Here is a 13,697-nt window from a genome sequence, read left to right as displayed (position 1 = left end):
ATTCATAGGCCATTACGCCGCCTTCGTAAAGCCTTCTCTTCCGGACGGGGTTGTGCTATCGGGAACATGCTCCCGCCGCGGGAGCAGCAGGGAGGTCGGCCATGTCGTTCGGATGGCTTGTCTACGCCTATGTGGCGTGTTCGGTTTTTGTGGCGGGCATCATCCGCGGGGCCACAGGCTTCGGCTTTTCCATGCTGGCGCTGGTGCTGCTGACCTTCGTTTTGCCACCGGCGCAGGTCGTGCCGCTCCTGCTGCTCTGGGAGATCTGGGCCAGCGCGGCGCATGCGCCCCTTGTCTGGCGGCAGTGCCACTGGAAGCTGATGGGCCTGCTCCTGCTGGGGGTCATCCCTCTCACGCCCGTGGGCATGTCCCTGCTCCTGCACATCCCGGCGCAGGCCATGACCGTAGGCGTCAATGCTCTTGTCCTTATCCTGACGCTGGCGCTGCTCTCCGGCATCAGGCCGTCGCGCCCGCTGGGACCGCTCGGGGTCGTGGCCGTGGGCGCGGCCACCGGTTTCGTCAACGGCGCATCATCCAACGGCGGCCCGCCGGTGGTGCTGTTCATGCTGATCACCCTGCCGGCCGCAGCGGCACGGGCCACGCTCATCGTCTTCTTTCTGGCGCTGGATGTGCTGACATCAGCCTTTTTCATCCACTCCGGCCTCATGTCCCGGCAAAGCCTGAATGACGCCCTTGTGGCGCTGCCTTTCATGTGGCTGGGCATGTGGATCGGCACGCGCTGGTTCCACCGCGTGGATGAGGCGCGCTTCAAGCGCTATGTGCTGCTTTTCCTCATATTGATTTCCGTGATCGGCATGGGGCGGGCGCTGTTGCGCTGACGCTCCCGCCCCCCGGTCAACACGCACAGGAGAAATGTTATGAAAGCACTGGTTCCGGCACTTTGCCTGCTTGCCGCGCTGACCGCCGGGTGCGGCGGCGCCAACACCGCCCGCCTGCCTGACGGCACGGAGGGCTATTCCGTCAACTGCAACGGCATGGATAATGACTGGGCCGAATGCTACAACAAGGCCGCCGACATGTGCGACGGCGGCAAATACCAGATCATGTCCCAGAACACGTCCGCCGTGGGGGAAACCCCCATGCGCAACCTGATCATCAAGTGCGAATGACCCCTCGCGCGCAGCCGTCCGGCACGAGCGCATGAGCGCCCTGCCGCCGGCCATCTCTGACGAAAGCCCGCACCCGGCCCGCCAATGACGCGGGATACCGGGTGCGGGCCTTGCTTTCAGCCGGCCGGGGAGATGTCTCCCCCTGGAGCCCGCCAGTATGAATCCGCTTATTGCAGTGGATAAAAATCATCCATACACGATCCGTCCGCCGTTGGGACGGGCTTGCCTCGTCTGCCCGACGCTTCCCCGGCAAACGCGCTCTGGAGAAGGGATGAGAGGGCTTGGGGGGGAAGGGAGCGAGCGAAAGGCGGCCCGCAGGGCCGTGCCCGTCAGGCGACGCAGACGCCTTACGGGTATCGACGGCAGAGCGAGGAGTTTCCCTTCCCCCAAACAGACAGCGACTCGCGTCAACAGACCCGACGCCCCTAAATGACCTTGTTCAGCGCGTACTCGATGATGCCCTCGGCGCCGGCCTGACGCAGGCGCGGGATGAGATCGCGCACCACATCGATATTGACCACCGTTTCCACGGAAAGCCATTTTTCGTTCTGGAGCGGAGACACCGTGGGCGAATTGAGCGAGGGCAGCATGCGCAGGATGTCGTCAAGGCGGTCCGCCGGCGCGTTCATCTTGATGGCCACCAGGTTTTCCGCCCGCAACGCCCCCTGAAGGAGCAGGTCGATCTGTTCGATCTTGGCGCGCTTGCGCGGGTCGGCCCAGGCGTCGCGGTTGGCGATGAGCACGGGGTACGAGCACATCACCTCGTCGATGATGCGCAGCCCGTGGGCCCGGATGGTCGTGCCGGTCTCCGTCACCTCCACGATGCCGTCGGCCAGCCCTTCCACCACCTTGGCCTCGGTGGCGCCCCAGGAATAGAAGATGTCCACGTCGATGCCCAGTCCGGCAAAATATTTGCGCGTCAGCCCCTGCAATTCGGTGGCGATGCGCTTGCCGGCCAGATCCTGCGGCTTCTGGTAGGGCGAATCGCCGGCCACGGCCAGCACCCAGCGGCAAGGGCGGCTCGATGTCTTGGAATAGGTCAGCTCGGAAATGATCTGCACATCCTTGTCGTGCTCCACCTCATGCAGCCAGTCCAGGCCCACGATGCCCACATCCAGGATGCCCGCCGCGATGTAGCCCCCGATCTCCTGCACCCGGCAGAGGGAAGCGCTGATCTCCGGGTCGTTGATCTCGGGGAAATAGTTGCGCGTGTGCTTGCGGATCTTCCAGCCGGCGCGGTCGAAGAGGTTGATGGTGGCTTCTTCCAGCGACCCCTTGGGGACGCCCAGTTTGACGATGGGTTGTGGTTGTGCGTTCATGCATTGGCTCCGGGCGAATGCGCCCTGTTGTGTTAAGCGTGCAGCGCGCCCGGCCTTTCAGCGGCCGTAGACGCTCTGGGTGTCAAACACCACGGGAGAACAGTCGCTGACCGTGCCGTCCTTCCATTCGCGGTAAAAACAGGAGCGGTGTCCGGTGTGGCAGGCCGCGCCGCCGATCTGCTCGATGCGCAGCAGGATGGTGTCGTTGTCGCAGTCCAGACGGATGGAGCGGACTTTCTGCACATGGCCGGACGTCCCGCCCTTGTGCCAGAGTTCGCCACGGCTGCGGCTCCAGTAGTGGGCCTCGCCCGTGGCAAGCGTGCGCTGCCAGGCCTCCTCGTTCATGTAGGCCAGCATGAGCACTTCGCCCGTTGCCGCATCCTGCGCGATGGCAGGCACGAGCCCCTTGCTGAAATCAGGGCAAAACGCCGTGGACATAGCAGTTCTCCTTATGGGATGGATCGCGCGCCTGCCGTCCGAAGCGGATGGCGGCGACCGCGGACAGATGCACGCTAGCCGCAAATGCCCGGAGACGCAAGGGCGATGCGTGCCATCCGTCTCTCGTTTTCGTGAAGCTTGCGTGACGCGTCGCGGCTTCCCCGCCCCTCCGACGCGCGCAGCCGGCCTGCTGTCATGCAGCAGGCCGGCTGTTGTGTGCGGGACATATCCCAGCTTGGCTCACTACGGCCGCGCCGGAGCTATTGCTTATAGACGCTCGGGATGCGTCGAGGCGGCAAACCGCTGAGGCGCTGCCTGGCCGCCGCATCCTCCGCCTCCGCCGCGGGCGCGGCAGCCGCCCGGGGCTGTGACTGTGCCGCGGCGGGGCCGGCAGGACTGACGCCGGGCCGGGCCATCTGCTGCGCCGCGAGGGGCGCGGCGACGGGCGGCTCCGCAGGGGAGGAAGGCTGGGGCGATGCCGCCACGGCGGCGTCCGCGACCGGCTCCTCAAGCCGCATGGCATTCCGTCCGTAAGCCGCCTGCGCCATAGCTCTGGGCATGTGTCCACCGGCCAGACCGGACAGGCCGGACATGGCCTGCGGCACGGCCTTACGCTGCTGCATGGAAGCGGCGGGCTTCATGCGGGCGGAGATCTCGGCGACAGCCTGCTTGGCTTCGGGCTTGTCGATGATCTGGGCATACGCGCTGCGCAGCCCGGACAGTATCTGGGAAACGCTGTCCAGCCGCTCGACGCTCATCTTGAGATTGGCCTCAAGCAGGCGTGCCGTACATAAAAAGTACAAGTTGCTGAGATTGACCGCCAGATCCCCTCCCCGCTCCATGTTCAGCGAGGAGGAGAGCTCATTGACGATATCGATGACTTTGGAAATAAGGATGCCCTTGGCGGCATAATCCTTTTCCAGCATCTTTTCGCGGGCCTGCTGCAGGAATTTCAGCGCCCCGTCATAGAGCATCAGCAAGAGATGCCCCTGATCGGCCGTACCGACGTTGGTCTGCATATAGGCTTGCGTAGCGCGAGTATTCATCCGTTCCGTTCCTTCCTGAAAGCGGCTGTCACTCCGTCTGTTAACTGCCGCTCAACTGACCGATCTGGCTCTCAAGGGCTGTCTGCGTCTTATTATACTGGGCAAGCAGGGTCTCCAGCCGGGCAAATGCCGCCTTCTGTCGCTCTTCCCAAAGCGAGATACGCTCATTTTCCCGGTCGATCTTGTCCTGTATATTCTCCATGATGGTCTTGTAGTTGTCCTGCAGGATCATCAGGGCGCCGTTCTGGGACTTGATGGCCAGCGAATCGTCATCGATGGACGAGCCGGTATCCTGCCAGGTGAGTTCCTGCTTGAGGAAGTTGTCCACCGTGTCCAGCAGGCCGTACTTGATGCGCACCTGGCCTTCGTGCGTGCCCGGCGAAAGGTCGTCGATGATGATGGACAGACCGCGGGCGTCTCCCGATGGGCAGGAATAGTAATTGCTGCCCATGCTGGGGTCATTGCTTGCCTTGACGCCGTTGATGTAAACTTCGAGGATATTGCCGGCGCTGTCAACCTCGTAGCTCACGTCGTAGGTGCCGGCCTGCGTGATGCCCTGCACGCTGCTGGCGTAGCGGAAGGCGTTGGTGGTGGACGTGCCCGGCGTGCTCGGCCCGCAGAAGAAGTCCACCACCGCTTCCATGTTCTCGGTGAGCATGGTGTTGTAATTTTCCTTGTCCAGATCCTGGAGGGAACCGATGCCGGAGGACGGCGCGATGACCAGCTGGCCGTAGGTCTCGCTTTTCTGGTCGGTATCGGTCTTGATGCCCAGGTTGGCCAGGTTGGCCAGCAGGTCGCCGGACAGGATGTCGTCCGCCGAGGTCCGGCCCTGATAACCGGCCGGGGTCCCGCTCAATACGGACTTGAAGCGCGAATTGAAGAGCTGTACGCCGTAGTTGCCCTGCAGAAGGCCGCCCTTCTGCGAGGTCAGCTGGGACATGCTGTAGTTGTCGTCGTCCGGGTCGGTGGACGTGGTTTCCGCGTTCTCGTCGTACGCTGTGAAGGTCTGCACCGTCACCAGCAGGCTGTTCACGGCATCCAGGAACGTCTGGACGCTTTCCTGGAGGGCGTCCACGTCCGTATTGACGTTGATGGTGGCCTCGCCGACGCTCTGAATGTTGAAGGTCACCCCTTCGATGACGTCCGTCACGGAGTTGGACTCGCTCTCCAGCTCCATGGGCCAGTTGTCCACCGTATAGATGGCGTTGGCGGACTGCTTGATGTTCCAGTTGTCCGAATCCGTGATCTGGCCGGTGATGCCGGGGCCGGTCAGAGACACGATATCCTTGACGACCAGCTTGCCTTCGCTGTCAACACTCACGTTGCCGGCCCCGAGCTGCCTCTCGAGCTCGTCCACCACATCCTGCATGGTCGAGCCGCTGGCAAGAGTGACCTTCACTTCCGACCCATCATTCTTCACCACGGTGTATTCAAGCTGCGGCGGCGTCTCCAGCAGGCCGCTGCCGTTGCCCCCACTCCCAGGCTGGGGGGCAACACTATTCGCCTGGATCGTCATTTCCGCATTGACCGTGGCGCTGTAGCCCTGATCGCTCACATAGCCCTGCGTCAGCGTCATGCCGCGCACATCGGCCAGCTTGAGCGTCTTGTCGCCGTTGCTTTCGGTGACGATACTGCCGCCCATAGCCTGATTAATGGCATTGAGCAGCTCCTCATTGGTCTTGTTGCTGTCGATGGTGACGGTCTTCGTCGTGCCATCCTTCATGGTGAAGGTATAGACAAGCTCCTTCGGCGGATCGGCATCGCTCAACTGATTGGTCAGCTTGTCCTTGGTAAAGGTCAGGGTCGTGTCGAAGGTCGTGGTTGTACCGGCGTCAAAATCTTCAGCATTCCCCGTCGCCGCCACCTGTTCCACGGTGATGCCGGAAGGCATGCTGCCGCTGCCGCCGACGGGCGTGATGTTCTCCACGCCGGCAAGACTCATGTACCAGCGACCGTCGTCGTCCATGGACATATTGGCCGTGTTGCCCGTGGCCTGGGCCAGGGTGGCCAGGAATTCCTCGCGGGTCACATTGTCCTTGACCGTCACGGAAATAGTGCTCGTGTAGCCGAGGCCCTTGTCCACCTCCACGTTGAAGGTCAGTTCGGTCGCGCCGGTGCCGCCGGGAACCAGAAGTTCGTCCATGTCGTCCTGCGTCCCGGCATAGACCTTGACGCTGGGGGGCACGTCCGCGTCTTCCGAGCTCTCACGGCGCTTGAAGGACTGCACGCCGTCCAGCTTCAGGTTGCCGCTGGAATCGAGGCTCGCGATCGACCGCCCCGTCTGGGAATTGATGGCGGACACAAGGTCGTTCAGGGTGGACGCCCCGCTGATGGTAATGGACTTCTTCGTGCCGTTGTCGTAGACGAGGTCGAAGACGAAATCACTGGGATCGGTGAGCACCTCGCCAAGATCCACCTCCTTGCTGGTGGACCAGGAGGAGCTCGTCCCCGCCGCGGACATGCCCGTCAGATCGCAGTTGTAGATGACGAGGTTGTTTTCCTCCCCCGTATCCTGACCGGCCACCTGGAAGAGATAGCCGCCGCTCGTCTTCACCGTGCTGACCGTGATGCCCGGATTGTCCTTGGAATTGTTCACCAGACTCACGAAGGAATCCAGCGTGGTGTTGGGCGGGATGGAGATGGACACCGTCTTGCCGCCGTAGGTGAACTTGAAGTCCACCGCATGGTCGGTTCCGTTGATGATGTCGTTTTTGGAGGAAAAGACGTGCTTGTTCGCCCAGACGGAGTTGCTGGCCACCTGCTTCACATTGATGGTGTGCTGCATGTCCTGGGCATTGGAGTTGGCCGTCCCCGTCACCACGCTGTCATCGGAGCTGGTCACCAGCTTTGAGACGAAGTTGTCACGATTCTTGAGCGTCGCGATCTGGCTCTTGGTGCTCTGGGCGGCCTCGATGATCTTGCCGAAGGCCTGGTAGCGCAGGTTCCAGTCGTCCTGCCACGCCTTGAGGCGATTGAGCTGGATGGATTCGATCTGCTTGAGCTGCTCCAGAGTCTGGGTCCAGTCGGTACCCGAACCGCTCAGGCCGGAATAATATATGGAGCCGGAGATGGAACTCGACATGGCGACCTCGCTTGATAGTAAAAGACGGTAGGCGTTCCCCGGGAAAGACTTTCCCGGCAAAGCATTTTTGCAAGATCCGCGCCAAGGACACCACCCAGGACACGCCTCAGGGACGCTCTCGCCGCATGTATCTTTTGTTCCTAACGGCGTATCCCGGCAAATATTTAGGGCCTGCCCGGCCAGACGTCCAGCAGGGCCCGCAGGGCCCTGCCACGGTGGCTGCGGGCCATCTTTTCCTCGCGGGAGAGCTCGGCCGCGCCGCGCCCCAGCCCGGGGTCCCAAAACACCGGATCGTAGCCGAAGCCGTTCTCTCCGCGGGGGGTCGTGAGCAGACGCCCTTCCCATATCCCGCGCACGGTCCATTCCCGTCCGCCCAACGACGGCGGGAAGACCACGGCCATGCAGCAGACGAAACGGCAGCCCCGCGCCGTCTCGGGCACATCGCGCAGGGCATGCAGCAGCTTGCGGATGTTGCGCGCGTCCCGGCTTTCTCCGGCAAGAAATTCCCAGTCGTCGGCATAGCGGGCCGAATGGATGCCCGGCGCGCCGTGCAGGGCGTCCACTTCCAGGCCGGAATCGTCGGCGATACTGACAAGCCCGGTGTGGGCGGCCACGGCCCGCGCCTTGATAAGGGCATTGGCCTCGAAGCTGTCTCCATCCTCCACGATGTCGCCCAGCCCGGGGAAGCCGTCCAGCCCGAGCACCCTCACCCCCAGGGCGCCCAGCGGTCCGGCCAGTTCCCGCACTTTGCCGGCATTGCTGGTGGCAAGGACCACCTGTTCGCACGTCGTCATGTTCTCCTCCTCATAAGATCAGGATGGCGTCCTGTGCGTCTGCAGGGTGGCCGTCACGATGCCGCCCACGATGAGCAGCCCGCCCACCGCCTGCGCGGCGGTCACCGCCTCCCCCAGCACCAGCCAGGCGGCCAGCGCCGCATAGAGCGGCAGGGAATAATACACGATGCCGGCCCGTACCGGCCCGATGCCGGCAATGGCCCGCGTCCAGAGACTGAAAGACACGAAGGAACAGCCCACGCCCGCGTAGAGGATGCCGATCACGACCTCCCGGCTCCAGTCCACGGGCGGCAGAAAAGCCATCTCGGCCAGGACGGCGGGCAGACAGAACAGGCTCCCCAGCCCGAAGGTCGTCGCGCAGAACCCCAGCGTGGACAGCCCGGCCGGCCGCGAGCGCATGAACAGCGAATACAGCCCGAAGCTCAGCGCCCCGCCCAGCGACCAGAGATCGCCGCCGGCAAAGCGCAGGCCCGCCAGCCGCTGCCAGTCGCCCCGGCTGACCAGCACCACGATGCCCGCCATGACCACGCACATGCCCGCCAGACGGCGGGGGCTGATGGGTTCGCCGTAGATGATGCGGGACAGGAGCAGGATGATGACCGGCGCCGTGGGCGCGATGAGGGCCATGTTCAGACTGGGCGTGGTCTGTCCGGCCTTGTAGAAAAAGGTATTCATAAGCGACACGCCCAGCAGCGCCATGAGCGAGACGTAACGCCAGTGGCGGCGCAACAGGGGCGCATCCCGCCGGATATGCCGCCAGGCGAAGGGCAGACAGACCACGAAGGCCACGGCCCAGCGCCAGAAATTGCACTGCCAGGGCGGGATCATGTCCGCCACGGCCCGCGCCACCACGAAATTGCCCGACCAGATGACGGTGGCCAGCAGGGCCATGCCGTATCCGGCTGCCGCTTCCCGCATGTTCTCCCTCCCCCGCAAGGCGCTTTCCCGGGGCGGAAGGCCCCGCCGGCGGTCTGCCGCCGGTCAGGCGACCCTAGCCGCAGGGGACGCCGGCGTCAATGCGTCCGTCAGCCCTGCGGGGGAACCGGCCGCGCCGGCTCTTCCCTTTTGACGATGAAGCGGCTAGGCTCGGCAAGGGCCGGTCCTTGCCGTGCGGCCGCCCTCTTCCCTGACGGCACGGCCTTTCGGAGCATACATGAACATGACCTCGTCCCTTTCCGCGCGTCTTGCGCGGTGTTTCTTCCTGAGTCTGACGCTGGCCCTGCCGCCCGCCGTCCCACAGGCCGCCCCGGCCAAAGCGCCCGCCGCTCCGGCGGCCGCCACGGCGTCACAGGACACGGCCGGCGAAAACGCCCCCTCGCCCGAGGCGCAAAAACTGGCCGCCGAACAGGGCAAGGCCCTGCAGGCCGTGCAAAAGGCGCTGGACGCCGGCGAGTTCTCCCGGGCCGCGGATCTGGCGGAACCGCTGGCCAGGGCCGAGAACCCGGAAGCCCTCTATGTGCTGGGCGAACTGACCATGCAGGGCAAGGGCGTCAAGCGGAATGCCAGGCAAGGGGCCATCCTCCTGAAGAAGGCGGCCGACAAGGGCGAGATGCGCGCCCAGACCGCCTTTGCCACGGCCCTTTGCACCGGCAGCGGCGTCAAACGCAACTTCAAGGAGGCCGCACGCTGGTACCGCAAGGCCGCCGAACAGGGGCTGGCCGAAGCCCAGTTCGCGCTGGGCTACCTCTACGCGCACGGGCGCGGCGTCCCCAAGCGGGAAAACGACGCCATCGACTGGTACGGCCGGGCCGCCAGCCAGGGCCTGGCCGACGCCCAGTACACTCTCGGCTGGACCTACCTCAACGCCAAGGGCAGCAATCAGAGCGACACCAAGGCCGCGCACTGGTTCGAGCGGGCCGCGCAGCAGGATCACGTCAAGGCCATGAACAACCTGGCCTTCATGTACGCCGAGGGCCGGGGCTTCGCGCAGGACAACGCCCGCGCCGTGGAATGGTACACCCGCGCCGCCGAGGCCGGCTATGCCGAGGCCCAGTATAATCTGGGCTACATGTACGAACAGGGGCGCGGCGTGCCGCAGGATTACGCCAAGGCCGTGGAATGGTACCGCAAGGCGGCGGACAACGGCGAGGCGGCCGCCATGTACAGCATGGGGCTCATGTACGATCAGGGCACGGGCGTACAGGCCAACCTCAGCGAGGCCCAGCGCTGGTACGAGCTGGCCGCCAAAAACGGCGATCCCGACGCCAAAGCCCACCTGCGGGCGCAGCAGCGGGACAGCCGGAAATAAGGTCGCCAACCGCGGCCATCCCTGTGAAAAAAGACGCCGGACGCGGGGCGGACGGCCTGCCGCCCCTTGTCTTCCCTTTGCATTTCTGCTATGGTCGCTCACCCTCAAAAATATGAGGGAAATATTTGTTTGGAGGCATGGCAGATGGCTGACAAGGAAACCGGGCACGAAAACGAAATGAATTTCGAAAGCGCCCTTGAAAACTACCTCAACACCGACTTCGGCGAACTCGAAGAAGGCTCCATCGTCAAGGGCGAGATCGTTCGCGTTGACGACGACAATGTGCTGGTGGACGTGAATTTCAAGTCCGAAGGTCAGATCCCGGCGAGCGAATTCCGTGATTCCGCCGGCAACATGACCGTGAAGGTGGGCGATACGGTGGATGTGTACGTCGTTCGCAAGAACGAAGGCGAAGGCACCATCACCCTCTCCTTTGAAAAAGCCAAGCGCATGCAGGTCTTCGACAAGCTTGAGGACGTGCAGGAGACCAATCAGGTCATCAAGGGTCACATCGTGCGCCGCATCAAGGGCGGCTACACCGTGGACATCGGCGGTGTGGAAGCCTTCCTGCCCGGCTCCCATGTAGATTTGCGCCCCGTGCCGGACATGGACGCGCTGGTCAATCAGGAATTCGAATTCCGCGTGCTCAAGATCAACCGCCGCCGCAGCAACGTCATCGTGTCCCGCCGCGTCCTGCTGGAAGAGGAGCGCGATTCCAAGCGACAGGATCTGCTCCGCACGCTGGAAGAAGGCCAGATCGTGCACGGCAAGGCCAAGAACATCACCGAATACGGCGTGTTCGTGGATCTGGGCGGCCTCGACGGCCTGCTGCACATCACGGACATGAGCTGGAAGCGCATCCGCCATCCCAAGGAAATGATCACCATGGGTCAGGACCTGACCCTCAAGGTGCTCTCCTTCGACCGCGAGAACAACAAGGTCTCCCTCGGCCTCAAGCAGCTCGTGCCCGATCCGTGGCAGGACATCTCCGCCCGCTTCCCCGAAGGGGCCAAGTGCACCGGCAAGGTCACCAACCTTGTGGACTACGGCGCCTTCGTGGAGCTGGAACCCGGCGTGGAAGGCCTCGTGCACATCTCCGAAATGTCCTGGACCCGCAAGCTGCGTCATCCTTCCCAGATGGTGCACACCGGCGATGAAGTGGAAGTGGTCATCCTCGGCGTGGACGGCGAAAAGAAGCGCATCAGCCTCGGCATGAAGCAGGTGCGTCCCAACCCCTGGGAACTGGTGGCCGAAAAGTATCCTGAAGGCACCATCCTGGAAGGCGTCATCAAGAACATCACCGAATTCGGCATGTTCATCGGCATCGAGGACGGCATCGACGGCCTCATCCACGTCTCCGACATCAGCTGGACCAAGAAGGTGCGCCACCCCAACGAACTCTACAAGGTGGGCGACACCGTGCAGGCCAAGGTCCTCACCGTGGACCAGGAAAACGAAAAGTTCACCCTCGGCATCAAGCAGCTGGTGGACGATCCGTGGGGCCATGTGCCCAGCACCTACCCCGTGGGCTGCACCGTCAAGGGCGTGATCACCAACATCACGGACTTCGGCCTCTTCGTGGAAGTGGAAGAAGGCATCGAGGGCCTCGTGCATGTGTCCGAACTGTCGGGCAAGAAGGTCAAGACCCCGGCCGAAATGTACAAGGAAGGCCAGGAAATCGAAGCCAAGGTCATCCATGTCAGCGCCGAAGAACGCCGCCTCGGTCTGTCCATCAAGCAGATCCGCGACGAGGAAGAACGCCGCAAGCCCAAGGAATTCCATGCCGGCCCGCAGGAATCCGGCCAGAGCCTGGGCGAACTGCTCAAGGCCGCGCAGGAAAACAGCGAAAACTGATCTTCCGGCGGATAACAGCGTATATGGCAAGGGGAGGCTTCGGCCTCCCCTTTTTTGTCGCGGCGACGCGCTCCGTCCGCTGTCCGACGCAACAGGCCTGTCACCACTATTCACACCCTTCCCCCAAGCCCCCATCCCTTCCCCAGCGCGCTTTTTCCGGGAGGAGAATCGGGAACACGAGGCATGCCCGCCCCAAAAAGCGCGGGACATGCACAAACTATTCTGCATATCCATTGAAATTATTTATAAAATTTGTGGTGGCAGCCCCTGGGACATTTTCCGTGTGAGACGCTTGGCGTTTCATCCCCTACGGCCTGTCGTTTCGAGGAAAAAACGCGATCCTTCCGCTTGGTTTGGGCCGGGCGGCGCTGTGCCGCCACCTCGCGTTTTCCCTTTCTAAAGGAAAACGCTCCAGACCTACGCCTTGCAGGGCCGCCCTATCCACGCTATCAACGAGGATGCCCCGCCCGAATACAAGGAGAACACCATGCCTGCTGACGACGCCTCCAGTAAGGAAAACGTATCTATCCGGCCGCTCGACGAGGACGGATATGCCTGGCTACTTCCGGAGCAACTGCCCGATGCCGTCCGGCGGCAGCTTTTCTGGGTCATCAAGCGTCACAGCTCCTACACGGCCTGGGCGCGCGCCTTTGCCGCCTTTGACGCGGTCATCAACAAAATGGAGAGCCTGCTCCCCGAACTCGCCACCAAACCTTTCGGCACCTACGGTGTCGGGCTGCCCCCTGACACCAAACCGTTCACCATCTGGCCAGGCTGGGAGTACAAGCTCAAATGGCGCTGTGAGTACCGCGCCGCCCTGGCCCGCTTGCGCAGGGGGGACAAGCGCGCCCTCGGCATCGTACCGCCAGCTCCCCTTCTCGCTTCGCAGGCCAAACGCTGCCTGTTTAATCTGGCCTGGTTTTTCCAGGGAATACACCCCAGAGAAGGCTACCACTCCATGTATGATCCCATCATCCCGGAAAAAGCCGCACTGACCATGCTGGCCTGGCAAGCCTTCCGTCTCGCCGCTGAAAACGTCACACTCACGGGAACGCCAGAAGGAATAGCCCCCTATTGCGTGGACATCTCGCAAATGTATTCCTCGGAACACTCCATGCTGAAAGATTATTTACCTCAACGATCTGATATGCCGGACTTTGCGTTCGAATCAGAATTCTATGAAGCTCTCAGCCGCTACCCCATCCCGGCGGACCTGCCGCCCGTGCCCGAGCCCGTCATCCTGCCAAACCAGAACGCCCCCTGGTGGGCTCCCGCAGGACAACGCGGCGGCCCGCTGGTCTGCCGAAGCAATGATATAGTCTTCGTGCCCGGCATCTATCTCTCCGCTCCCTACGGAGACATCCGTTACCTGCACGTCGATATGCCCGCCCCTTTTATTACTTTAGTCACGCTGGAAGACGATCTGCCCTGCACCTGGACACTCATCTGGCGGGACGACCGCTACGAGAACGGCGCGGACATCCCGGAGGAGGAAGCCCGCTACTTCCCCGAGGACTGAAGCGGCCCGCCTTGCAGGGCCGACAGGACACGCCCGCCGCGGACTGCGCGCACCGCCCGCGACCTTACAGAAAAACAACGGCGGATTTTCCGACCGGCGGCACATGCCGTACAAAAGGGAGGCTTCGGCCTCCCTTTTTTTTTCGCGCCCGTGCCGGGGCGCACCGCTCTCCGCCCCGCGCTTCCGCGCTCCTAGGGCCTGTTAACGCTATTGATGTTTTTATGGTCATGGGGTAAGCTTGACCCCATGACCATAACTAAAGAACAC

General features: G+C 63.0%; 11 protein-coding genes. 5 read left to right on the top strand and 6 right to left on the bottom strand.

Translation table 11 applies throughout. The features are described 5' to 3' along the window. Window positions 1-101: 101 nt before the first annotated feature. Window positions 102-839, top strand: a complete 738-nt coding sequence (locus Q0J54_RS05755) for a sulfite exporter TauE/SafE family protein (protein ID WP_296304507.1) — start codon at window positions 102-104, stop codon at window positions 837-839. Window positions 840-878: 39 nt separating this feature from the next. Further along, window positions 879-1,130: a hypothetical protein gene (locus Q0J54_RS05750; protein WP_296304506.1), complete on the top strand. Its 252-nt coding sequence runs from the start codon at window positions 879-881 to the stop codon at window positions 1,128-1,130. A 425-nt stretch (window positions 1,131-1,555) separates the two neighbouring features. Here the strand turns inward: Q0J54_RS05750 and hisG are convergent, their stop codons facing one another. From hisG to Q0J54_RS05720, 6 genes are all read right to left on the bottom strand, one after another. Continuing rightward, the gene (gene hisG / locus Q0J54_RS05745; RefSeq protein ID WP_296304505.1) at window positions 1,556-2,449 is read right to left on the bottom strand and encodes an ATP phosphoribosyltransferase; all 894 of its coding nucleotides are present in this window, start codon (window positions 2,447-2,449) and stop codon (window positions 1,556-1,558) included. Window positions 2,450-2,506: 57 nt separating this feature from the next. Continuing rightward, window positions 2,507-2,887 carry a phosphoribosyl-AMP cyclohydrolase gene (gene hisI, locus Q0J54_RS05740; RefSeq protein WP_296304504.1) on the bottom strand — a complete coding sequence of 127 codons (381 nt, stop codon included), beginning with the start codon at window positions 2,885-2,887 and terminating at the stop codon, window positions 2,507-2,509. A 260-nt stretch (window positions 2,888-3,147) separates the two neighbouring features. Continuing rightward, the gene (gene fliS / locus Q0J54_RS05735) at window positions 3,148-3,933 is read right to left on the bottom strand and encodes a flagellar export chaperone FliS (RefSeq protein ID WP_296304503.1); all 786 of its coding nucleotides are present in this window, start codon (window positions 3,931-3,933) and stop codon (window positions 3,148-3,150) included. Between the two features lie 40 nt (window positions 3,934-3,973). Continuing rightward, on the bottom strand, window positions 3,974-7,015 hold the full coding sequence (gene fliD, locus Q0J54_RS05730) for a flagellar filament capping protein FliD (protein WP_296304502.1): 3,042 nt from the start codon (window positions 7,013-7,015) through the stop codon (window positions 3,974-3,976). A 164-nt stretch (window positions 7,016-7,179) separates the two neighbouring features. Continuing rightward, complete coding sequence (gene rdgB, locus Q0J54_RS05725) at window positions 7,180-7,809, bottom strand: RdgB/HAM1 family non-canonical purine NTP pyrophosphatase (protein WP_296304501.1); 630 nt, start codon at window positions 7,807-7,809, stop codon at window positions 7,180-7,182. 18 nt (window positions 7,810-7,827) lie between these two features. Further along, window positions 7,828-8,727 carry a DMT family transporter gene (locus Q0J54_RS05720; protein WP_296304500.1) on the bottom strand — a complete coding sequence of 300 codons (900 nt, stop codon included), beginning with the start codon at window positions 8,725-8,727 and terminating at the stop codon, window positions 7,828-7,830. A gap of 235 nt (window positions 8,728-8,962) precedes the next feature. Here Q0J54_RS05720 and Q0J54_RS05715 point away from each other — a divergent pair, with 235 nt between their 5' ends. The 3 genes from Q0J54_RS05715 (at window position 8,963) to Q0J54_RS05705 (ending at window position 13,430) form a co-directional block, all read left to right on the top strand. After that, window positions 8,963-10,057 carry a tetratricopeptide repeat protein gene (locus Q0J54_RS05715; RefSeq protein ID WP_296304499.1) on the top strand — a complete coding sequence of 365 codons (1,095 nt, stop codon included), beginning with the start codon at window positions 8,963-8,965 and terminating at the stop codon, window positions 10,055-10,057. Between the two features lie 144 nt (window positions 10,058-10,201). Continuing rightward, entirely contained in the window at window positions 10,202-11,911 is a 1,710-nt protein-coding gene (locus Q0J54_RS05710) for a 30S ribosomal protein S1 (RefSeq protein WP_296304498.1), read from the top strand. Window positions 11,912-12,398: 487 nt separating this feature from the next. After that, window positions 12,399-13,430 (top strand): hypothetical protein, encoded by a 1,032-nt coding sequence (locus Q0J54_RS05705; RefSeq protein WP_296304497.1) that lies wholly within the window; start codon window positions 12,399-12,401, stop codon window positions 13,428-13,430. Window positions 13,431-13,697: the final 267 nt, after the last annotated feature.

It is taken from the genome of uncultured Desulfovibrio sp. (genome assembly GCF_944324935.1).
Taxonomy (GTDB): domain Bacteria; phylum Desulfobacterota; class Desulfovibrionia; order Desulfovibrionales; family Desulfovibrionaceae; genus Desulfovibrio.
This window is presented reverse-complemented; position numbering and strand designations above follow the sequence as displayed.